Annotated in this window: 16 protein-coding genes, 1 tRNA gene, 2 rRNA genes and 1 pseudogene (1 of these 20 running past the window's edge); 11 read left to right on the top strand and 9 right to left on the bottom strand. The window is 62.1% G+C overall.

What is annotated here, in order from left to right:
• Positions 1-3: 3 nt before the first annotated feature.
• Genes ACOOE1_RS20920 through ACOOE1_RS20875 form a run of 10 tightly spaced genes read left to right on the top strand, consistent with a single transcriptional unit; the run spans position 4 to position 12,368 of the window.
• Positions 4-1,164, top strand: coding sequence for an acyl-CoA dehydrogenase family protein (locus ACOOE1_RS20920; RefSeq protein WP_420404137.1), 1,161 nt, complete (start codon positions 4-6; stop codon positions 1,162-1,164).
• A gap of 24 nt (positions 1,165-1,188) precedes the next feature.
• The gene (locus ACOOE1_RS20915; RefSeq protein WP_420404136.1) at positions 1,189-2,580 is read left to right on the top strand and encodes a phenylacetate--CoA ligase family protein; all 1,392 of its coding nucleotides are present in this window, start codon (positions 1,189-1,191) and stop codon (positions 2,578-2,580) included.
• A complete protein-coding gene (locus tag ACOOE1_RS20910; protein WP_420404135.1) occupies positions 2,577-4,184 on the top strand; it encodes an acyl-CoA carboxylase subunit beta in 1,608 nt (535 codons plus the stop codon). Before ACOOE1_RS20915 ends, ACOOE1_RS20910 begins: the two co-directional genes overlap by 4 nt.
• Before the next feature lie 10 nt (positions 4,185-4,194).
• The gene (locus ACOOE1_RS20905) at positions 4,195-6,210 is read left to right on the top strand and encodes a biotin carboxylase N-terminal domain-containing protein (protein WP_420404134.1); all 2,016 of its coding nucleotides are present in this window, start codon (positions 4,195-4,197) and stop codon (positions 6,208-6,210) included.
• The gene (locus ACOOE1_RS20900) at positions 6,207-7,166 is read left to right on the top strand and encodes a hydroxymethylglutaryl-CoA lyase (protein WP_420404133.1); all 960 of its coding nucleotides are present in this window, start codon (positions 6,207-6,209) and stop codon (positions 7,164-7,166) included. Before ACOOE1_RS20905 ends, ACOOE1_RS20900 begins: the two co-directional genes overlap by 4 nt.
• 10 nt (positions 7,167-7,176) lie before the next feature.
• The gene (locus tag ACOOE1_RS20895; RefSeq protein ID WP_420404132.1) at positions 7,177-8,091 is read left to right on the top strand and encodes an SDR family NAD(P)-dependent oxidoreductase; all 915 of its coding nucleotides are present in this window, start codon (positions 7,177-7,179) and stop codon (positions 8,089-8,091) included.
• Positions 8,091-8,894 carry a citryl-CoA lyase gene (locus tag ACOOE1_RS20890; protein WP_420404131.1) on the top strand — a complete coding sequence of 268 codons (804 nt, stop codon included), beginning with the start codon at positions 8,091-8,093 and terminating at the stop codon, positions 8,892-8,894. Before ACOOE1_RS20895 ends, ACOOE1_RS20890 begins: the two co-directional genes overlap by 1 nt.
• Before the next feature lie 3 nt (positions 8,895-8,897).
• Positions 8,898-10,061, top strand: a complete 1,164-nt coding sequence (locus tag ACOOE1_RS20885) for an acyl-CoA dehydrogenase family protein (protein WP_420404130.1) — start codon at positions 8,898-8,900, stop codon at positions 10,059-10,061.
• 44 nt (positions 10,062-10,105) lie between these two features.
• Complete coding sequence (locus ACOOE1_RS20880; protein WP_420404129.1) at positions 10,106-10,945, top strand: FAS1-like dehydratase domain-containing protein; 840 nt, start codon at positions 10,106-10,108, stop codon at positions 10,943-10,945.
• A 37-nt stretch (positions 10,946-10,982) separates the two neighbouring features.
• The gene (locus ACOOE1_RS20875) at positions 10,983-12,368 is read left to right on the top strand and encodes an MmgE/PrpD family protein (protein WP_420404128.1); all 1,386 of its coding nucleotides are present in this window, start codon (positions 10,983-10,985) and stop codon (positions 12,366-12,368) included.
• Between the two features lie 222 nt (positions 12,369-12,590).
• Here the strand turns inward: ACOOE1_RS20875 and ACOOE1_RS20870 are convergent.
• From ACOOE1_RS20870 to ACOOE1_RS20845, 6 genes and pseudogenes are all read right to left on the bottom strand, one after another.
• Positions 12,591-12,914, bottom strand: a pseudogene (locus ACOOE1_RS20870) (aspartate 1-decarboxylase); the annotation flags it as partial.
• Between the two features lie 412 nt (positions 12,915-13,326).
• Positions 13,327-13,761 carry a PaaI family thioesterase gene (locus tag ACOOE1_RS20865; protein ID WP_420404127.1) on the bottom strand — a complete coding sequence of 145 codons (435 nt, stop codon included), beginning with the start codon at positions 13,759-13,761 and terminating at the stop codon, positions 13,327-13,329.
• Positions 13,758-14,720 carry a methylmalonyl Co-A mutase-associated GTPase MeaB gene (meaB, locus tag ACOOE1_RS20860; protein WP_420404126.1) on the bottom strand — a complete coding sequence of 321 codons (963 nt, stop codon included), beginning with the start codon at positions 14,718-14,720 and terminating at the stop codon, positions 13,758-13,760. Before meaB ends, ACOOE1_RS20865 begins: the two co-directional genes overlap by 4 nt.
• 5 nt (positions 14,721-14,725) lie before the next feature.
• Positions 14,726-16,414: an acyl-CoA mutase large subunit family protein gene (locus ACOOE1_RS20855; RefSeq protein ID WP_420404125.1), complete on the bottom strand. Its 1,689-nt coding sequence runs from the start codon at positions 16,412-16,414 to the stop codon at positions 14,726-14,728.
• Positions 16,411-16,860 (bottom strand): cobalamin B12-binding domain-containing protein, encoded by a 450-nt coding sequence (locus ACOOE1_RS20850; protein ID WP_420404124.1) that lies wholly within the window; start codon positions 16,858-16,860, stop codon positions 16,411-16,413. The genes ACOOE1_RS20855 and ACOOE1_RS20850 overlap by 4 nt, the downstream gene beginning before the upstream one ends.
• Positions 16,860-17,414 carry a TetR/AcrR family transcriptional regulator gene (locus ACOOE1_RS20845; protein WP_420404123.1) on the bottom strand — a complete coding sequence of 185 codons (555 nt, stop codon included), beginning with the start codon at positions 17,412-17,414 and terminating at the stop codon, positions 16,860-16,862. The genes ACOOE1_RS20850 and ACOOE1_RS20845 overlap by 1 nt, the downstream gene beginning before the upstream one ends.
• Positions 17,415-18,061: 647 nt before the next feature.
• Between ACOOE1_RS20845 and ACOOE1_RS20840 the strand changes: the two genes are divergently transcribed.
• Positions 18,062-19,417, top strand: a complete 1,356-nt coding sequence (locus ACOOE1_RS20840; RefSeq protein ID WP_420404122.1) for a phenylacetate--CoA ligase family protein — start codon at positions 18,062-18,064, stop codon at positions 19,415-19,417.
• 337 nt (positions 19,418-19,754) lie between these two features.
• Here ACOOE1_RS20840 and ACOOE1_RS20835 read toward each other — a convergent pair.
• The 3 genes from ACOOE1_RS20835 to ACOOE1_RS20825 all read right to left on the bottom strand — a co-directional run.
• Positions 19,755-19,831, bottom strand: a tRNA-Met gene (locus ACOOE1_RS20835).
• A gap of 55 nt (positions 19,832-19,886) precedes the next feature.
• A 5S ribosomal RNA gene (rrf, locus tag ACOOE1_RS20830) occupies positions 19,887-20,001 on the bottom strand.
• 102 nt (positions 20,002-20,103) lie between these two features.
• A 23S ribosomal RNA gene (locus tag ACOOE1_RS20825) occupies positions 20,104-22,738 on the bottom strand (it continues 107 nt past the right edge of the window).

Below are 22,738 nucleotides of genomic sequence, written 5' to 3'. Positions count from 1 at the left end.
GGAATGGACTTCACGCTCAACGATGAGCAGCGCCAGATCTACGATTACGGCGCCCAGCTCGCGCAGAAATTCGACAACGCCTACTGGCTGGATCACGCCCGCCGGCACGCCTTTCCCAAAGAGATGTTTCAGCAGATCGCCGAGGACGGCTTCCTGGGCATTATGGTACCCGAGGAATATGGCGGCGCCGGTCTCGGCATGACCGAGATGGCGCTGTTCATGGAGGGCACGGCGAACCACGGCATTCCGCTTCTGATGATGGTGGTCGGACCGACCATGTCGCTGGCGCATATCGCCAGCCACGGGACCGAGTTTCACAAGAAGGAGTTGTTGCCCCGGGCTTGCCGCGGCGAGATCCAGTTCTGCTTCGCGATCACCGAACCGGGCGCTGGGTCCAACACGATCAAGGCCACGACGCTCGCCAAGCACAAGGGCAACCGTTTCGCGCTAACGGGGGAAAAGACCTTTATCACCGGCGCCGACGTCTCCGACTACTGTCTCGTGGTGGCGCGCACCAAGCCTCACACCGAGGTGTCCCGCAAGACCGACGGCTTCACGCTCTTCGCCGTGGACTTGAAGAAGAAGGGCGTAGAAATGCAGCGGGTGAAGGTCTCGATTCCGCTTCCGGAAGAACAATGGACGCTATTCTTCGACGAGGTAGATCTCGGTCCCGAGGATATTGTGGGAGAGGTGGACGACGGCTTTTCGATCCTGTTCGATTCGCTCAATCCCGAACGCATCATCCTGGCGGCGCTTTGCTGCGGCATTGGCCGGTTCGCCTTACGGAAGGCAGTGGCCTATGCTTGCGAGCGCAACGTCTTTGGCCAGCCGATCGGCGCGCATCAGGGCGTGCAGCATCCGATGGCCAAGGCCCACACGGCCGTGGAGATGGCGAGCCTGATGACCCGCCGCGCGGCCTGGGAATTCGACAACAAGCTTTCGGCCGGCGCCTCGTCGAACATGGCGAAATATGCCGCCGCCGAGGCCGGGATTGAGGCCGTGGACGCAGCCCTTCAGGCGCATGGCGGCTCGGGTTTCACGGAAGATACCGGGATCTACGAGCTTTATCCGTTGGTCCGCCTGCTGCGCACCGCGCCGGTGAATCGTGAACTATGCCTCAGCTTCATCGGCGAGAAGGTGATGGGTCTGCCGCGGTCGTATTGACCGCGAGAGCCTAGGGAGGAGAGCATGCAATACGGAATGCGCTTTCGGCGGGCCGATGCCGGCGCGAAGGCCAACGACCGGTTCTGGCACGAGATCGAAGGCATGCCGCTCGACGAGGTGCGCCGCATCCAGGAGGAGCGGCTGGTCGGGCAAATGGCCTATCTCAAGGCCAACTCGCCCTTTTACCAGGACAAATTCGCTGCCGCCGGCGTCGATTTCGATGAGATCCGCACGATCGAGGATCTGCAGAGGCTGCCCTTCACCTACAAGACCGAGATCCGCGAAAGCCTGTCGGCCGCGCCGCCTTTCGGCCGCCACCGCGCCGCGCCGATGGAAGACATCATCCAGATGCAGGCTTCCTCGGGGACGACCGGCAGCCCCTCCTACGTGGCGCTGACAGAATCCGATGCCGAGATGTGGCACGAGATGACGGCGCGTTGCTTCTTCGCCAACGGCGTGCGTCCCGGCGACATGGTGCTGCACGCCTTCTCGCTCGCCAAGGGCTTCGTGGGCGGCATCCCGGTGATGCAGGGCCTGCAATATATGGGCGCCATCGACGTGCCGGTGGGCGCCGACGGCGGCGCCGACCGGCTCCTGCGCGCCTGCGCCGACACGCGCCCGCGCTGCGTCGTCGGGGCGCCGAATTTCGTGATCCACATTGGCGAGAAGGCCGAAGAGGTACTGGGTGTCCCAGCGAACAAACTGGGCGTGGAACGGGTCGTCGTCGGCGGCGAGCCGGGCGGCGGCATTCCGGCGATCCGCGCCAAGATCGAAAAACTGTGGGGCGCCAAGTGCACCGAGATGCTGGGCGGCACCGACCTGGGCGTGACCTACTGGGCCGAGTGTGACCAGCAGTCGGGCATGCACATGGTCAACATGGACTACGTTTTGACCGAACTGCTCGACCCCGAGACCGGCAAGATCATTCCTTGGGCGGAGGGCGCCAGTGGCGAGATGATCTACACCGCCCTCGGCCGTCGGGCGAGCCCGCTGGTCCGCTTCCGCTCTGGCGATTTCATCGAGGTCCTGGGCACGACCTGCGCCTGCGGCCGGACGGGTCCCAAGATCCGCTGCACAGGGCGCACCGACGACATGCTGATCGTGCGTGGTGCCAACGTGTTTCCCTCGGCGATCAACAGCATCGTCAACGAAATGGTGCCGCAAACGAACGGCGTGATGCGTGTGGTGGCCGATTTCGAGGGCCACACCACTCAGGAACCACTGAAGATCATCGTCGAACGCGGCCCCGACCGCGACCGAGACGGTGACGCGGACCTGAAGAAGAAGATCGAGCAGCGCCTGCGCGACGCCTTGGTGTTCCGGGCCGATGTCCGGATCGTCGATGCCGACACCTTCGAAAAGCCGGGTGCGGCCAAGGTGGCCTTCGTGTTGAGAAAGTACCCCGACCTGCCATGACGAAGCTGAAATCCCTGCTCGACACCGGGTCGGAAGAATTCCGGGCCAACGCCGCGCATTACCGCGCCAAGGTGGCCGAGCTGCATGCGCTGCGGCGCAGCCAGCGCGTTGGTGGGCCGGAAAGCGCACGGGGACGCCACGTGAGGAAGGGCAAGATCCTGCCGCGCGAGCGCGTCGAGCGGCTGATCGACCCGGGCACGCCGTTCCTCGAACTTGGCGAACTCGCTGGGCTCAATAAGTACGACGGCGTGCCGCCCGGCGCGGGCATCATCACCGGTATCGGCGTGATCGAGGGCCGCCACTGCATGATCATCGCCAACGACGCCACCGTGAAGGGCGGCACCTATTTCGGCATGACCAGCCGCAAGCACGTGCGCGCCCAGCGGATCGCCTGGGCCAATCGCCTGCCGGTCGTGACACTGGTCGATTCCGGCGGCGCGTTTCTGCCTGACCAGGAGAACATCTTCCCCGACGAGGGCCAGTTCGGCTCGATCTTCCACAACCAGGTCGGGATGTCGGGCGACGGCGTGCCGCAGATCGCCGTGGTCATGGGCCCCTGCACCGCCGGCGGCGCCTATATCCCGGCGCTTTGCGACGAGGTGGTCATCGTGCGCGGCCAGGGATTTATGTATCTTGGCGGGCCGGAACTCACCTTCGCCGCCACTGGCGAAAAGGTCGACAACGAGAGCCTCGGCGGCGGCAAGATGCACTGCTCGGTCTCGGGCGTGACCGACCATCTGGCCGAGGACGACGCCCACGCGCTCGCCATCACGCGAGAGATCGTCAAGCACTTGGGCGAGAAGCCCTCCCCGCGCAAGACTCCGGCCCCGCCGCGCCCCCCCGCCTACCCGGTTGAAGAGATCTACGGCGCCGTCAGCCGTGACCCCAAAGTGCCCACCGACAACCGCGAGATCGTGGCGCGGCTGGTCGACGGCAGCGAGTTTCATGAGTTCAAGCCGCTCTACGGCGACACTTTGATGACAGGCTGGGGCCGCATTCACGGGCATGAGGTGGGGATTCTCGCCAATACCGGCGTGTTGTTCGTCGAAGCGGCGCTGAAGGCCACGCATTTCATCAATCTCTGCGTGCAGCGCGACATCCCGCTGCTGTTCCTGGCCGATGTCAACGGCTTCATGGTGGGCCGCGAGGTCGAGCAGATGGGAATCGCCAAGGCGGGCGCCAAGATGATCACCGCCATGTCCTCGGCGCGGGTGCCGAAGTTCACCATCATCACCGGCGGTTCTTACGGAGCCGGATATCTGGCCATGCTGGGCCGCCCCTTTCAGCCTGACGCAATGTTTGCCTGGCCAACCGGCCGCGCGGCCATCATGGGGCCGGAACAGGCCGCGAGCGTCCTGGCCCAGGTGCGCGCCCAGATTAACGAGCGCGAGGGCAAGACCTGGACGAAGGAGGAGGAAGAGGCCTTCAAGGCGCCCATCCGCAAGGAATACGAGGATTTTCAGGGCGCCTACAACTTCGCCTCGAACCTCTGGATCGACGGCGTGATCGAGCCCTGCGAGACCCGTGACGTCATGGCGCTGCTGCTCGACATCGCCTCACGGCGACCAAAGGTCGAAACCCGTTTCGGCGTGTTCAGGATGTGAGGCGGCCACAGTGAAGATCAAGACGCTTCTCATTGCCAATCGCGGCGAAATCGCCTGCCGGATCGCCCGCACGGCGCGGACACGGGGCGTCCGGCCTGTCGCCGTACATTCCGAAGCGGACGTCAACGCGCTCCACGTGCGCGAGGTCGCCCACTCGATCTGCATCGGCGGCGGCCCGGCCTCCGAAAGCTATCTGCGTATCGACGCCGTGCTGGCCGCGGCGAAGGCTGCCGGGGCCGACGCTGTCCATCCCGGCTACGGCTTCCTCGCCGAGAACCCCGAATTCGCCCGCGCGGTCGAGGCCGCCGGTCTGATCTTCATGGGACCAACGCCGGAAACCCTGGAACGATTCGGCGACAAGGCCAGTGCTAAGGAAGCGGCCATCGCGGCCGGCCTGCCGGTGATTTCGGGCGCGGCGGGCGCCCTCACGGGTCCCGCATTGATCGCGGCCGAGGTGCGCCGCATCGGCCTACCCGTCCTGCTCAAGGCCGTGGGCGGCGGCGGTGGACGCGGACAACGGCTGGTGGCAGACGAAAAGACCCTGATGGCCGACATCGAGGGCGCGCTGCGCGAGGCGAAGTCTACCTTCGGCTCGGAAGGTCTCCTGCTGGAACGGTTCCTGCCCGAGGCCCGCCATGTGGAGGTGCAGATCGCCGGCGATGGCAAGGGCCACGTCGTGCATCTTTTCGAGCGCGACTGCACGCTGCAGCGCCGGCATCAGAAGGTGATCGAGGAAGCACCCGCCTGGGGTCTGCCCCGGGACCTGCTCGAACGGATCGCCCAGGACGCCGTGCGACTGGGGGAGACGCTCGACTACCGCGGGCTCGGCACGGTGGAGTTCCTGGTGGCGGGCGAGGAATATTTTTTCCTCGAGGTGAACCCCCGTATCCAGGTGGAACATCCCGTGACCGAGGCGATCACCGGGCTCGACCTCGTGGCGCTGCAACTGCGTATTGCCGAGGGTGCGGGCCTTGGCCTGAAGCAAGGCGATCTGACGATTGACGGTCACGCCATCGAGGCACGGCTCTACGCCGAGGACCCGGCGATGCAGTTCGCTCCTTCCACCGGTACGCTGACCACGTTGAGCCTGCCCGAAGGTCTCCGGATCGACAGCGGCGTCGAGGCAGGAGATGCCGTGACCCCCTACTACGATCCGATGATCGCCAAGCTGATCATCCACGCGCCCGACCGCGAGACGGCGCTGGTGCGGCTTGCGCAGGCGCTGGATCATGTCGCGGTCGAGGGCGTCGAGACCAACCGTGCCTTCCTCGCCGCGCTCGCCCGCAACGCCGATTTCGAGAAAATGAACGTCCATACCCGCTGGATCGACGAGCGGCTGGACGATCTGACTGCGGCGGCGAAAGTGCCGGGCATCCGGCTCTGGAACGCCATGGCAGCCGTACTCTTCGTCACCCGCGGGCGATCGGACGGCGCCGCCGAACCGTGGTCGAACCGCGACCTCTTCACCAACTGGCGGCTCGGCCTTGGCGGCGACGCGATGGAGGCGGGCCAGCGCGTGATGCTGACCGACTCAGCGGGAAGTATCGAGGAGCTCTGCGTCGGCCCGGTCCGCTCCGGCGACACCTACACGGTCTACGGCGGAGATGGTGCCGCCCTCACTTTCTCCTGCCGTGAGATCGCGCCGGGCCGGTGGCGCGTGGCGCAGGGCGAGACGGTACACATGGCAACGGCGCGCCTTCATGCCGGGGTTATCGAGATCGACGCCGCGCCGGGGCGGTTTGTCTTCCGTCCGGCACCACCTTTGGCCTTGGCTGGTGGCGATAGCACTGGCGATCGGACCGTTGTCTCGCCGCTAACCGGAATGATCGTCGACGTCAAAGTCGTCGACGGGGAGGCGATAGCGGAAGGCGATGTCGTAGCGGTCCTGGAGTCAATGAAGCTTGAGATCTCCATCAAGGCATCTGCTTCCGGCATCGCCGCGAATATCGCGGTCTCCAGAGGCATGATGGTGGATCGCGGTCAGATGATCGTCGAGATCATACCACCCCAAAAGGAACAGGCATGAGCGATTTTCCCAAGTTCGTAGAGTTTCGTGAAGAAGGCCCGCGCGAGGGCTTTCAGATCGAGAGCAAGACCTACCCGATCGATCAGCGGATCGAACTGATCGACATGCTCAGCGATACCGGGCTGAAGCGCATCCAGGTGGGTAGCTTCGTCAGCCCCAGATACGTGCCGCAGATGGCCGACACGGGCGAGCTGTTTCAGCGCATCAAGCGCAAGCCCGGTGTGAAATACACCTCGCTCTGGCTGAACGAGAAGGGGTTCCGCAAAGCGTTGACCGCGCATGAAGTCGACATTGACCCGCGTCTTTTGTTCTATCCGTCTGAAGCTTTCGCACAGGCAAACAACAACTGCTCCTCAGCGGAGATGCGCGAGCGGCAGCGCGAGTGGGTGCGGCTCTACAAGGAAGCGGGCTACACCGTCGATGCCGCCTATGTGATGACCGCGTTTGGCTGCAATCTCGAAGGTCCGATCCCGCAGGAGCGGGTGCTGGAGGACTTCCGTTTCGTCCTGCGCCTTTGCCAGGAAGAGCAGACCCCCGTACCGATTCTTGTGATCGCCGACACGATGGGCTGGGGCAACCCAGAGGCGGTCAAGCGCATGGTTGGCGCCCTGCGCGAGCTTGCGCCCGGGGCGCGCATCGGAATGCATCTTCACGACACGCGCGGGCTGGGCATCGCCAACATCCATGCGGCGTTGTCGATGGGGGTGGACATGTTCGAAAGCTCGGTCGCCGGCCTTGGCGGCTGCCCCTTCGCCGGCCACGGCAACGCCCGCGCCGCAGGCAATGTCTGCACCGAAGACGCGGTTTTTCTGTGCCACGAGCTGGGCATCGAGACGGGCGTCGACCTGGATAAGCTGATCGCCGCCGCGGTCAAGGCCGAAGAGATCATCGGCGCGCCCCTGATGGGCCGGGTGATGCATTCCGGCGGACTCGACAAGTTTCGCAAGGCGAAATGAGGAGATTGATATGGGAAAAACGCTGGACGGAAAGGTCGTGCTGGTCACTGGCGCGGGCGGCGGGATCGGCCGCGAGATCGCCCTCATGGCGGCAGCCGAGGGAGCGTCGGTCGTGGTCAACGATTTGGGCGCGTCACTGAAGGGTACTGGCCACACTCTCACTGCTGCGCAAACGGTGGTGGACGAGATCAAGGCCGCCGGTGGCGACGCCATCGCCGACGGCGGCAGCGTAACCGACCCGGACGCGGCCCGGGCCATGGTCGAGGCCGCCGTAAAGGAGTTCGGCCGCATCGATGCAGTCGTGAACAATGCCGGAATCCTGCGCGACGGCTTCTTTCACAAGATGAGCCACGAGGACTTCGATGCGGTGGTGAAAGTACACCTCTACGGCGCCTTCAATACCTCGCGCGCCGCGACCGATTATTTCCGCGAGCAGGAAGGCGGCGCGCTGGTTCATATGACCTCGACCTCGGGGCTGATCGGCAATCTGGCGCAGGCGAACTATTCGGCTGCAAAGCTGGGCATCGCGGCCTTCTCGAAATCGGTGGCCCTCGACCTCAAGCGCTGGAACGTCCGTTCGAACTGCATCGCGCCCTTTGCCTGGAGCCGGATGATCTCGTCGATCAAGACCGACACCCCGGAACAGGTGGCGCGGGTTGAAAAACTCAAGCAGATGACGCCCGCCAAGGTCGCGCCGATGGCCTGCTTCCTGATGTCCGACAAGGCCGAGGGCGTCAGCGGACAGATCTTTGCCGTGCGCAACAACGAAATATTCCTGTTCAATCAGCCACGCCCGGTCAGGTCGGCGCATTCCGGCGATGGCTGGACCCCCGATGAAATCGCCGAGCGCGCCATTCCCGCGCTCAAGTCGCACTTCACGCCGCTCGAGGTTTCGGCGGATGTCTTTTCCTGGGATCCGGTCTGATGGGAAAACGGAAAGAAAAAATCAGCTCCGATATTGCCTGGAGCACCTCTGATAAAATCAGCGTGCGTGGCCTCGACCTGCCGAACGAGATCCTGGGCCACATGAATCTCGGTGACCTGGCGTTTCTGCAGTTGACGGGACGAAAAGCCACGCCCGAGGAAAGCCGGGTGTTCAACGCCATCGTCATTACCCTTGTCGAACATGGCATCACGCCTTCGGCCCTGGCCGCGCGCATGACTTATATGGGTGCGCCGGAATCGCTTCAGGCGGCCGTTGCGGCCGGGCTGTGCGGGCTTGGCACCGTATTTGTCGGCTCGATGGAGGGTGCCTCGAAAATGCTCTACGAGGCGCTGCCGCAGGGCAAGCTGGGCACCGGTGTCGATCTGGATGCGCTTGCCGTCGAGACGGTGGAAAAATTCCGTGCCCGCAAGGCCATCGTGCCGGGGCTGGGCCATCCGGTGCACAAGCCCGTCGATCCGCGCACACCGCGCCTGTTCCAGATCGCCGCCGAGAACGGAAAATCCGGTGAATACATCGCGCTGATCCAGAAAATTCAGGCCGTGGCCGAAGATAAATCAGGCAAGATGCTGCCTATCAACGCCACCGGCGCGATCGGAGCGATCTGCTGCGAATTCGGCTTCCCATGGAAGATCGTGCGCGGCTTTGGCGTAATGGCGCGCGCGATCGGGCTGGTGGGCCATATCCTCGAGGAGAGCGAAAATCCGATTTCCTACGAAATATGGCAGCGCGCCGAAGAGGAGATTCTGGAGACCAGCGACCCTGGCGCGCACAAGGCGAGGTGACGAATGCAGACCTCGGCCCCCGAAACCCATGACGATGTGCGCGCCGCGCTGCGCACGCTCTGCGCGCAATTCCCACCCGAATACCACCGCCAGCATGGTGCGGATGAGACCTACCCCGAAGAATTCGTTGAGGCGCTGACCCGCGCGGGCTGGCTTGCCGCGATGATCCCCGAGGAATATGGCGGCTCGGGGCTAGGGCTGACCGAGGCCTCGATCATCATGGAGGAGATCAACCGATCGGGCGGCAATGCCGGCCATTGCCACGGGCAGATGTACAACATGGGCACGCTCCTGCGGCACGGATCGGAGGAGCAGAAGCGGAAATACCTGCCCGGCATCGCCAGCGGCGAACTGCGGCTGCAATCAATGGCCGTGACCGAACCCACCACCGGCACCGACACCACCAAGCTCAAGACCACCGCGGTCAAGAAGCGCGACCGCTATGTGGTCAACGGTCAGAAGGTCTGGATCAGCCGAATCCGGCATTCCGACCTAATGATCCTGCTGGCCCGCACGACGCCGATCAGTGAGGTCAAGCGCAAGGCGCAGGGCCTGTCGATCTTCATGGTCGATCTGAGAAAGGCCATTGGCAATGGCATGAGAGTAAGCCCGATCGCGAACATGCCGGGGCACGAAACCTACGAGGTTTTCTTCGATGAGCTCGAGATCCCAGAAGAGAACCTGATCGGTGAGGAGGGACGCGGCTTTTATCATATCCTGGATGGCTTGAATGCTGAGCGCACCCTGATCGCCGCGGAATGTATCGGCGACGGCTACTGGTTCATTGAAAAAGCCCGCGCATACGCCGGAGAACGGATCGTATTCGACCGGCCCATCGGCCAGAACCAGGGAGTGCAGTTCCCGATCGCCAGAGCTTACGTCAACCTCGAAGCAGCCAATCTGATGCGTTTCGAGGCCTGCCGCCGTTTCGATTCCGGCAGCGATTGCGGGGCGCAGGCCAATATGGCCAAGCTGCTGGCCGCCGATGCGTCCTGGGAGGCGGCGAATGCGTGCATCCAGACCCATGGCGGGTTCGGATTTGCCCGGGAGTACGATGTGGAACGCAAGTTTCGCGAAACCCGTCTGTACCAGGTGGCACCGATCTCGACCAACCTGATCCTGTCCTATGTTGCGGAGCACATCCTCGGCATGCCGAGATCGTTTTGAGGCGCCTCGTGCTGGCGCAGCAATCCGGAACGGGAGGAGCGCGGATGACAACCCAAGTCGACATTGATCATCTGCGAGGCTGGATCGGCACTGAGGAGAGCGCTTCGGAAACCATTAGCGACGTACTGCTGGCACGGTACCGCGCGACCTTGGGCCGGTGGCTCGCGCCCGCCGAGGCAGGGCACGCACCACTGGGCCTCCACTGGTGCCTCACACTGCCTACGGCCGAACTCGAGACGCTTGGAGCGGACGGACACCCGGCCCGGGGCGGGTTTATGCCTCCTGTGCCTTTGCCTTCGCGCATGTGGGCCGGTGGCGAGTTGCGGCATCTGAGGCCGCTGCCTACGGTGGGAACCGTCAAGCGCCGGTCAGTCATCGCCGATGTGACCCAGAAACAAGGGCGCAGTGGCCCGCTGGTGTTGGTTACGGTCAAGCACAACTACATCGCTGACGGCGAAATCGCTGTTGTCGAGACCCAGAACATCGTCTATCGGGCAAGCACGGTGCCCAGGCCCGCATCTGCTGTTCCGCCCGAGGCGGAAAAGCGCGTGCAGGAGGTCCTAACGCCCGATCCCGTTTTGCTGTTCCGCTATTCAGCGATCACGTTCAACGGCCATCGTATCCACTACGATCGTCCCTATGCCTGCGAAATCGAGGGCTATCCAGACTTGGTGGTTCATGGGCCGCTGCAGGCTACATTACTTGTCAATCTGGCCGCGAAGGCATGTGGCGGCATACCGGCGGTTTTCAGCTATCGGGGCTTGGCACCATGCTATAGCGGCAAGATGTTGAGGCTGTGCCAGCAGGGGACGTCGACCGAAGGCACGGTGTGGTGCGAGACAGCCGACGGACTGAGAACAATGCAAGGCGTTTATCAGACCTGATCGCTTCAACAAACGATCGAATTCACGGGAGAAGATGTTGAGCGGAACCGAGACGAGCCGGAAGCGCTCTGGCGAACAGGGCACTGCCGAACTGGCTGAATTCGCGTCAACGCTGACCTTTCGGGACATTCCCGAACATGTCGTCGAACGGTGCGTAGACCTCTTTGTCGATTGGGCCGGATCGGCCCTTTCAGGCGCACGCCATCGCGCGATCCTTGCGATTGACGATTTCGCAAAGGAAATGGGCCGTGAGAACGGCCGGTCGGAGGTGTTGATCTCCGGCCGCACGACCTCGCCGCTATTCGCCGCGATGGTGAACGCCGCCGCTTCACACGTCTCTGAACAGGACGATGTGCACAACGGTTCAGTGTTCCATCCGGGGGCGGTGGTGTTTCCCGCCGCACTGGCCGTGGCCCAGAATATCGGCGCGAGTGGCCGCGAATTCTTGACGGCATGCGTCGCCGGCTATGAGACCGGCATTCGCGTCGGCGAATATCTGGGCCTTCCGCACTACAAGGTCTTTCACACAACGGGAACTGCGGGCACTCTCGCTGCGGCTGCTGCTGCGGGCCGGCTGCTCGGGTTGGGTTCGGAGCAGATGCTCAACGCTTTCGGCTCGGCCGGAACCCAGGCTGCGGGTGTATGGGAATTTCTCCGAGACGCCGCCGATTCCAAGCAGCTCCACACCGGGAAGGCCGCAGCCAACGGGCTGACTGCAGCAAGTCTCGCAGCACGGGGATTTACCGGCGCGCGTCGCATCCTGGAGGGCGAACAAGGCATGGGCGCAGGAATGTCACAGAACTGCGACACGACAAAAATAACCGCCGGCCTCGGCGTGAGATGGGCGCTCGCCGAGACCTCGTTCAAGTTTCATGCCTCATGCCGCCACACGCACCCTGCCGCCGACGCGTTACTCAAAATTGTGCAGGAGCACGACTTGCGCGCCGACGATATCGAGCATGTCACCGCTTATGTTCACCAGGCGGCAATCGACGTGCTGGGGTCGGTCGTGCGGCCTGCCACAGTGCATCAGGCGAAATTCTCGATGCCTGCTACGCTCGGGCTTATTGCCGTGCATCGGCGCGCCGGGTTGGGCGAATTCGATACGGTCCTGGAGGATGAAGCGGTACGAGAGTTCATGCGACGGGTCGATATGGTCTTCGACCCGGAAGTGGAGCAGAACTACCCGGCAACCTGGATGGGGAAAGTATCGGTGGCGACAAAAGGCGGAACGGTTTTGACAGACCGTATCGAAGAACCGAAAGGAGATCCCGGCAATACCTTGACGCGCGGCGAAATTGCAAAGAAAGCGCGCAGTCTGGCAGAGTATGGTGGCGTCCTTGATGGCGACGGGTGGACACGCGTCTCCCGCAGACTTTGGTCGGTTGCTTCATTGGAAGAAATCGGATCACTGCTTCGCTGATGCACGCATTTATCTTCTTGAACTTTCGGGCGCCACCCAAGGATCAATCTCCGTCCCTCAGTTGGCGGCACCCAGTGCTGCAGTGCAGTGTGCGCGTGAAGCCTGTTGCAAACCAGTCTGTGAGGGGCTTTTCCGTTGAGCGCGAAAAGCTATAACTGCCGCGGGCATTGGACTCGAGCGAATAGGTCGACACTTCTCTTACGCGGTTGTCACGGTTGAGTTGAAGGTCAGGATGCGCGATTTGATCCCGGTGATCCGGACTTCGTCGGCATAGACCGAATTGCAGATGATGACCGGGTCGACCGGCTGGCAGGTGCGGGCGGCCGCGCCATTGAGGACGCCGCAGCGCGAGCTGCGCTCGCCAAGGATTACATAGGTCGAAATCCGCACGCCCGAATTCTTGTTCCGGATGTCCACGAACTCCATCAGCAGGATACCGGCCGCTTCGCGGTGGTCGGGGTCGAGCGTTACTGAGCCGCGATAGTCGAGATTGGCATCGGTGACATGGGTGACGTGAAGCTTGCCGGCGCGATTTTGCGCATTCACCTCCCCCGTTTAGCTAGCTCTTTGGAATTTGCGGCCTCGCTATACGCCCACCACGAGTGCGCCGCCGATCAACTCGGCGCCGGCGGCCGCGAAGATGCGTATTCCGGTGTGATCTGGTCGGGGATTCCGAGTTGATCCGGTTACCGATTCCGGTGTATCCGGTCACCCTGTCGGGGTGAGGGTTCGACGCTGCCGGCCTCGATCGCTGCCGCCCAAGCTATGGCCCGAAGCGACACGGTGTTCTCGCCGCGCCGCCGAAACAGGGCGACCGCCGCCTCCAGCATCCCGCCGCGCCCCACCTCGGCCCTTTCGGTGGCGCCGTATTGCGAGTCAGCATCCTTTATGGATGGTTAATCTACCTCGTTTGTTCGCTACCCATACCTTCCGGCACCCGTCACTCCCCGCGCTCATCTCACGTGAAGTTCGGGTCTCCGATGATGTAGACCGTCCCCGTGAAGGACGAGACATGACCCGCTTCCTCGCCCACGACGTCGATCCGGTACACCGCAATCTTGCGCGAGCGGGATATTTCGCGCGCAGTGGCGGTCAGCGTGTCGCCAAGGCGCGGCGCAGCGCTGAACGTGATATGCGAGTCGATCCCGGCGGCAAGACGGCCGTAACTGTTCGAGGCCACACCAAAGGCGCAATCGGCCAGCGAAAAGATTGCGCCGCCGTGACAGGTCCCGTTGAAGTTTAGGCTTTCGGCCCGCACTTTCATGCGAACCTTTGCCTGGCCCCGGCCAATCTCGAGCAGTTCCGCGCCAAGCGCGCGCATGAAGCCGTCGCGCGTGGCGAACTGCCGTTTCAGAACTTCGAGCGGCGGGAGTTCCAGCTTTTGTTCATTCATGTTTGAGAGCGTTCCCGCAAGAGCTCAAGGGTCTGCGCGCAAGCATTCTGAAGGGAGGTCTCGCCGGTCTGGAGCGAGTTTATGATCGCCGCGACCTCGGGACTTCGGTCAGACATCAGCCGTTTCTCGACAAGCCGGGCCAGACTTTGCGCAAGCAGGCGGCGGGTTCGACCGCTCAGCCCATCGCGCGCGCCCCCGGAGCTGCGCAGCGCGGCCTTCCGCTCCACTGCATCGGCCAACGCCGGCACGCCAATACGGTCGATCCCATTGGTTGCCAGCACCGGCACGGTCCAGTCCGACGGAGCGCGCAGGCCGAGCATTGCTTGCAACTGCTGCTGCGTACGCTGCGCGAGTGGCAGGTCGGATTTGTTGACCACGAGGATGTCGGCAATCTCGAGTATGCCGGCCTTCATCGCCTGAACATCATCGCCCAGGCCGGGCGCACAGACCACGACGCGCACATCGGCAAGTTCGGCCATTTCCACCTCGGACTGCCCGGCGCCAACGGTTTCCAGGAGGACCACATCGTATCCTGCGGCGTCCATCAGATCGGCGACCCGCGCCGCTGACGCCGAAAGTCCGCCCAAATGCCCGCGCGATGCCAGCGAGCGGATGAAAACGCCCTTATCCAGCGTATGCTCGGCCATACGGATACGGTCGCCCAGGATCGCACCGCCGCTGACCGGGCTGGACGGATCGACCGCCGCCACGCCGACGGCTTTGCCGCGCACCCGCATCTCTGCGATGAAGCCATTGACGAGGGTCGATTTTCCAGCGCCCGGCGGCCCAGTGAAGCCCACAACGACCGCGCGCCCCAGATGCGGGCGGATTGCCTCGAGCAGCGCGCGTGCGGCGGGGGCCTCAGCTTCGACCAGGCTCATGGCGCGGGCCAGCGCCACCCGATCCCCCGCCAGAAGCCGCGCGGCGAGCGCCGCTTTCTCGTTCAGTATGCCGTCCACTGCGGTCAGGCCACGATCAGCGGCTGGCCGAAACCCAGCTCTTCGCGCAGCACTGTGACGATTTCGCCAAGCGTCGCGCCAGCGCGAACCGCATCGATTTCGGCGGCAAAGACGTTCTCGGTCTGCGACCGTGCCGCCTCGCGTAGTGCGCCAAGCGCGGTAGCCAGCGCCTTCCGATCGCGGCCAGCCTTGATCTCGGTCAGCCGGGCAATTTGTGCCCCCATGTGAGCCCGATCGGGGCGTTTCAGAGCCGGGCGGGCCGAGGCCTCTTCCTCCTCCTGATAGGCGTTCACACCGACGACAATCTGTTCGCCCCTCTCGACCTGATCCTGAAACTCCAAGGCGCTCACCCCGATCATCCTTTGCACGAAACCGCTTTCAACCGCCTTGAACATCCCGCCCTCGGCGTCGATCCGGGCGATCACGTTGAGGATTTCCTTCTCCATCGCATCGGTCAGCGCCTCGACATAGTAGGACCCGCCCAAGGGATCGATCACATCGCAAAGATGCGCCTCGTGCTTGAGGATGTTCTGGGTGGCAATCGCGATCTTCGCCGAGGCCTCGCTGGGGGTCGACACCACCTCGTCATAACCATCGGTATGCAGCGACTGGAGCCCGCCCAGGATGCCGGCCATCGCCTGCACGGTCACCCGGGCGATGTTGTTCATAGGCTGCTGGCGGGTCAGATCGCAACCTGAGGTCTGGGCGTGGAATTTGAACCGCTTCGCTCGCGGGTTGGTTACGCCGAAGCGCTCGCCGACCAGACGGTTCCATATCCGGCGCCCGGCGCGGAACTTGGCCACCTCCTCGAAGAAACTGATCGAGATGTCGAAGAAGAAGGTGAAACGTTCCAGAAACTTCTCCGGGTCCATGCCGCGGGCCCTGCAGTCCTCGGCATACTGGATCGCCGAGGACAAGGTGAGCCCCATCGCCTCGGCCGGGGTCGCGCCGGCCTGCTGCATGTGCTGGCCGACAACCGACAGCGGATTCCAGTTGGGTACGTGTTCGGCAAGGAATTCGATCGTGTCGAGCAACACCCGCCGCGCACCCGTCAGAGACAGCCGGTAAAACATGTGGTTGGCCACGAAATGCGAGATGTAGTCGCTTTGATTAGAGGTGCCGCTGATCTTGGTCCAGTCGATGCCGCGGTTCTCGGCCACCACCAGCATCTGCGCCAGCATCGTGAATGGGCTGGGGTCGTTGAGGCCAATGGAAAGCTCGTCGATGGGAATATCTTGCAGGCAGATATCCATGTCGTCGACCGTGTTGATCACGGTGCCGCAAGTCCCCAGAAGCGCGGCATCGACTTCATCACAATCCTGTCCCCGATAGACCGAGTTGCACGGAATGATGCTGAGCGCAGTGGCGCCGGAAGCCAGAATCCTTTTGACCCGCCTGTTGAAATCGGCCGGCCTGCCAAGGCCGATCAACTGGCGCTGAGACCAGGTCCGCCCGCGATGCATGGTGGGGTAGATGCCGCGCGTCATCGGGTTGGCCCCGGGAAATCCCAGCTTTTCGGCATAATTGCCGTCCGGGTCGTCGGCCGGCCAGTAGAGCGGCTGTACCTCGATCCGTGACCGGTTCTTCAGCGTCTTGTCCATGCCAATCGCAGAGTCATGGCTTCGCCGCCAGGTTTCTGCCGCGGTATTGATGTCGAACCATGCTGTCGCGGTTGGGTTGTCGTATTTGTTCATATGACAGACCTTTCCTCAATCCAGCCGCGGCCCTTCCTGGAAGTCATGGCGAGCCTTCCGACCTCGGCCACGATCTCCTCGCGGCGAGCGCCGGGGTGGAATACCCTGGCCACGCCGGCGGCCAGCAGCTCGGCCTCGTCCTCGTCGGGCACGATACCGCCGACCACTACCGGCACATGCTCCAGCCCGGCCTCGCGCAGCGCCGTCATGAGCTTGGGGATCAGCAGATGATCGGTCGCCAGCGAGCTGACACCGATCACATCCACGTCCTCATCCGTCGCAAGCGCGACGACCGCTTCGATCGTTTGCCAGGGGCTGGTATAGATCACCTCCATCCCGGCATCGCGCAGGAACGCGGCGATGATCCGGCTGCCCCTGTCGTGACCGTCAAGGCCGATCTTGGTGACCAGTACGCGCGGCGGTGTATGCGGGAAATCGGCGCCCATCACCGGCTGCTCCCCTGATGATCATCGAGCATCGTGCGCAAGGGCGCGAGAAGTTCCTGAGCAATTGCCGCCAGTCCGCGGCCGCCATCGGCGCGGTACCACACCGGCGTCCAGTTCATCGCACCGAGAAGGAACAGCCGCGCCAAATCGGCATCCCGAGCCGGCGGCAGAGAAAGGTCGGCGAAGAGCAACCTGAAGCGCTCTTCGTAACGATCGCGCAGCACCTTCAGTTCGGACGAGATCTCGGGCACGTCGTTCGGCAAAATGCGGATGACCACGCGTGCATAGGCGCTTGCATCGAGTATCGCCTCAAGATGCGAAAGCACGGCTTTCTCCAGGCGTTGCCACGGTCGCGTTTCGCCGGCCACGGCACTATCGACCCGCTCAATGATGCGCTGCACTCCCTCCTCGTAGACCGCGACCAGAAGATCCTGCTTCGTCGCGACGTGGAAATAGATTGCCCCGGGGGTCATGGCGGTGGCGGCCGCCAGTTCCCGGATCGTGGTGGCGTGATATCCCTGCTCGGCAAACCGCGCCGCCGCGATATCCAGCAACGCCGGCCACCGGCTGGACTGTCGCTTTGCATTCGTCGCAGCCAAGAGATTTCCTTTCGAGGCATAGCTAAGTGAACGATTGTTTAGCATTGCAGGTCGTGATAATCAATAGGAAAGGAATTGAGATGCTAGGGCAGAAATCGAAAGGATCATCGAGTGCGGATCAGACGATCGCGGGAGCGTCGTGCCGGGTGATTCTGGAGGGCGACCGTGTCAGCCCGCGCTTTTGGCATCCGCCTTATCGATGCAGGCCCGGGCCGCTCCCGTATCGGCATGATGATAAGGGAGGATATGCTGGCGGCTTCGGGGTCTGCCATGCCGGGATCCTGTTCTTGCTGGCCGACATTGCGCTGCCGTGTGCCTGCAATGGCCGCAATCAGCGCTCGGTCGCGCACATTGCTCCATCGCCTTACCGCGTCCCGGGCGGTCGAACCAACATCAGGTTGCAATCGCGACCGAGCGCTCCCGTACCAGACGCATCGACATCTATGCGAGCGAATTTTTGCCGAGGTCGGAGAAGTCATCGACGCGTTCTTCGGCCTTTTCCGCGCCGTCAATGGACATGTGCTTGATGGGAAATGAGCGCAAACGCAGCCGCGGCGCGACCGAAGCCCGCGGGAATGACAGCATCAAGGAGGAAAACGCCAATGCCTGACGAACTATATTGGGATCGGGCCAAGGAGACCCGTACGCGCGAGGAGCGGGAAGCAGAGGTCCTGACTCTGCTCCAGAAGCAGTTGCGCTATGTTTATGAGAATCTGGGTTTTTATCGACGGCACTACGATCAGCACGGCTTTCATCCGGACCAGGTCCGGTCGCTTGACGACTTCACAAAGCGTGTGCCGATCATCACCAAACAGATGCTTCGGGACAGTCAGGTCGCTCATCCCGCCTTCGGCGACTACCTCGGCGTCCACATGTCTGACGTCATCCGCGTCCATGGCTCGTCTGGTACGAGCGGCAAGCCAACGCTCTATGCCTTTTCGCGAAAGGACTGGGACTATATCGCGAATGTCATGGCCCAGGGCCTCTACACGTGCGGCGTCAGGCCTGGGGACGTTGTGCAGTTGGCCACCGTCTTCAGTCTTTTCATGGGCGGTTGGGGAGCGTTGCTCGGGGTCGAGCGGCTTGGCGCCACGGCTTTCCCGCTCGGCGCGGGCGAGACCGAACGCCAACTGGAACTGATGCATCGTATTGGCTCGACCGTCCTGATCACGACGCCGACCTATGCCCTACACATGCTGGAGACGGCCAGAAGCCTGGGCTACGACGCCGTCGCTTCGCCTCTACAGCTCGGCATCTTCATCGGCGAGCCGGGCTCTTCGATCCCCGGAACTCGACACGCATTGGAGAGCGGATGGGGAATCAAGGTGCGCGATATGGCCACGACTTCTGAGATGACGCCCTGGGCGACGAATGCCGAATGCAAAGAGGGCGGCGGCGTCCATGTCATGCAGGACGAGGTCTGGACCGAGATCGTTGCCAAGGACGATCCGAGCCGGCGGATGCCTGACGGGGAAAGCGGCGCGATCGTTTACACCCATCTGCGGCGAGAGTCGCAGCCGATGATCCGGTTTTTCGCCGGCGACGAATCCCACATGACATACGAGCCCTGCGGTTGCGGCCGGACCTACCCACGACTACCAGCTGGCGTCTATGGCCGGCTCGACGACATGCTCCTCATCAGGGGAGCGAACGTCTATCCCAGCCAGGTTCAACGTTCGCTTCTGGAAGTTCCCGGCACCGGCGTGGAGTTCAAGATCGTTCTCACCAAGAGGGGCCCACTCGATCATGCGACGGTCTGCGTGGAGCGCGACCCGAACCTCGAAAAGGACGATTGGGCGGCCTTCGATGCCGAGCTCAAGGACCGCATCAGGAAAAAGCTCAAGAACGACACGAGCGTGAACTTCGATGTCGAGGTGCTGGCGCCGAACACGCTGGAACGCGCGCTCTCGAAAGCCAAGCGTGTCGACGACCAGCGCGCCAAATATCGCCCGTCTTGAAGGCCAACGGCCCGTCATGCTCACCTGTCCGGCGACCAAACGTCATAATCTGGTCCACACTGGCGTGTTATTGTTGTGACTGGCGCTACCATCGCCTATGGTGTGTCGTCCTCCAGGCGCGGGCCATATTGCAGCGGCAGCGCGATCAGGTTGCCGGCGCCACCTACCCGCATGGTGCCGTGGCTGCATAGGAGGAAAAGCCGATATCCCGGTTCCGCTCGATCTCCTTCCTCCGAGTCGAAAACACCAAAAACCCCGTCGCGGACGCGGGACCGAATTCCCCGAATTCCTTTTAAGTGCTTGTTATATCTCGCATTCTATGGAGTTATAATAAAAGTGGTTGCGGGGGCAGGATTTGAACCTGCGACCTTCAGGTTATGAGCCTGACGAGCTACCGGGCTGCTCCACCCCGCGATATGGGTGTGTCATTGCGAGAGGTTAAGGGTGTTTTATTTTTTCCTCATATATGACCTGGCGGCGACCTACTCTCCCGCGGCTTGAGCCGAAGTACCATTGGCGCGGAGGGTTTTCACGGCCGAGTTCGGAATGGGATCGGGTGCGGGCCCCTCGCCATGACCACCAGGTCATAAATGAGGAATGCGATGAACGGTGTTCGTGTTTTTGGATGTCTGCTTCGGCTGCAGTGCTTTCGCTCTGCGGTCCGGTATTTGGTTCTGTATGAGTTTGGTATCAAGCCGATCGAACGATTAGTACCGGTTAGCTTCACATGTTGCCACGCTTCCACACCCGGCCTATCGACGTGGTGGTCTTCCACGGTTCTCGGCGAGACCTGGTTTTGAGGGGGGCTTCCCGCTTAGATGCCTTCAGCGGTTATCCTTTCCGCACTTAGCTACCCTGCTGTGCCGCTGGCGCGACAACAGGTCCACCAGAGGTGCGTCCATCCCGGTCCTCTCGTACTAGGGACAGCTCCTCTCAAGTCTCGAACACCCACGGCAGATAGGGACCGAACTGTCTCACGACGTTCTAAACCCAGCTCACGTACCACTTTAATCGGCGAACAGCCGAACCCTTGGGACCTGCTCCAGCCCCAGGATGTGATGAGCCGACATCGAGGTGCCAAACACTCCCGTCGATGTGGACTCTTGGGGAGTATCAGCCTGTTATCCCCGGCGTACCTTTTATCCGTTGAGCGATGGCCCTTCCACGCGGGACCACCGGATCACTATGACCGACTTTCGTCTCTGCTCGGCCTGTCGGCCTCGCAGTCAGGCAGGCTTATGCCATTGCACTCGTCAGCTGATTTCCGTCCAGCTTGAGCCTACCTTCGCGCGCCTCCGTTACTCTTTGGGAGGCGACCGCCCCAGTCAAACTACCCACCATGCAGGGTCCCGGATCCGGATCACGGACCGCGGTTAGATATCAAAAAACAAAAGGGCGGTATTTCAAGGGTGGCTCCACCCCGGCTGGCGCCGGTGCTTCAAAGCCTCCCGCCTATCCTACACATTCATTTCCTGATACCACTGCAAAGTTGTAGTAAAGGTGCACGGGGTCTTTCCGTCTGACCGCGGGTACTCCGCATCTTCACGGAGAATTCAATTTCGCTGAGCCAACGTTGGAGACAGCGGGGAAGTCGTTACGCCATTCGTGCAGGTCGGAACTTACCCGACAAGGAATTTCGCTACCTTAGGACCGTTATAGTTACGGCCGCCGTTTACCGGGGCTTCGATTCAAAGCTCTCACCTCTCCTCTTAACCTTCCGGCACCGGGCAGGCGTCAGACCCTATACCGCGCCTTGCGGCTTCGCAGAGCCCTGTGTTTTTAGTAAACAGTCGCCACCCCCTACTCTGTGCCACCCCCACCTGGTTGCCCAAGCGGAGGTCCCCCTTCTCCCGAAGTTACGGGGGCATTTTGCCGAGTTCCTTCAACGTTGTTCTCTCAAGCGCCTTGGTATGCTCTACCAGCCCACCTGTGTCGGTTTGGGGTACGGTCTATACGGTGGGGCTATTTCCCGGAACATCCAGGCCGCACACTCAATCCAGTAAGAATGTACGGCTTCCGATATTCGTCACGTCCCACCAGGTTCAGGAATATTAACCTGATTCCCATCGACTACGGCTTTCGCCCTCGTCTTAGGGGCCGACTCACCCTGCGCGGATTAGCCTTGCGCAGGAACCCTTGGGCTTTCGGCGAGAGTGTTTCTCACACTCTTTGTCGCTACTCATGTCAGCATTCGCACTTCCGATACCTCCAGGAGAGCTCACACTCCCCCTTCGCAGGCCTACGGAACGCTCCGCTACCGCGTGGACAAGTCCACGCCCTCAGCTTCGGTGTACGGCTTGAGCCCCGGTACATCTTCGGCGCAAGGTGGCTTAACTAGACCAGTGAGCTATTACGCTTTCTTTAAAGGATGGCTGCTTCTAAGCCAACCTCCTGGCTGTCTTGGCCTCCTCACATCCTTTCCCACTTAGCCGCAACTTGGGGACCTTAGCTGGAGGTCTGGGCTGTTTCCCTCTCGACCACGGACCTTAGCACCCATGGTCTGTCTGCCGTGCTGTACTCACCGGTATTCGGAGTTTGGTTAGGTTTGGTAAGGCTCGCGCCCCCCTAGCCCATCCAGTGCTCTACCCCCGGCGGTAATCACACGACGCACTACCTAAATAGTTTTCGCGGAGAACCAGCTATATCCGAGTTTGATTGGCCTTTCACCCCTAGCCACAGATCATCCCCGTCTTTTTCAACAGACGTGGGTTCGGCCCTCCAGTGCGTGTTACCGCACCTTCAGCCTGTCCATGGCTAGATCACCCGGTTTCGGGTCTAATCCGACGAACTCGACGCCCTATTCAGACTCGCTTTCGCTACGCCTACACCTAACGGCTTAAGCTTGCTCGACAGACTAACTCGCTGACCCATTATACAAAAGGTACGCCGTCAGGGCATGAAGCCCCTCCGACTGCTTGTAGGCATTCGGTTTCAGGTCTCTTTCACTCCCCTCATCGGGGTGCTTTTCACCTTTCCCTCACGGTACTTGTTCACTATCGGTCGCTGAGGAGTACTTAGGCTTGGAGGGTGGTCCCCCCACGTTCAGACAGGGTTTCACGTGCCCCGCCCTACTCAAGGACCAACTCTGAGCTTTACCCGTACGGGGCTATCACCCGCTACGGCCCGACTTTCCAGACGGTTCCGGTTTCTCAAAGATGGCCACTGGCCTGGTCCGCGTTCGCTCGTCACTACTAACGGAGTCTCGGTTGATGTCCTTTCCTCCGGCTACTTAGATATTTCAGTTCACCGGGTTCGCTTCCGCACACTATGGATTCATGTACGGATGACCTTACGGCCGGGTTTCCCCATTCGGATATCCGC

Source organism: Nisaea sp. (assembly GCF_965216895.1).
Taxonomy (GTDB): Bacteria; Pseudomonadota; Alphaproteobacteria; order Thalassobaculales; family Thalassobaculaceae; genus Nisaea.
The sequence above is the reverse complement of the archived record's forward strand: the minus strand, read 5'-3'. Positions and strand labels throughout refer to the sequence as shown.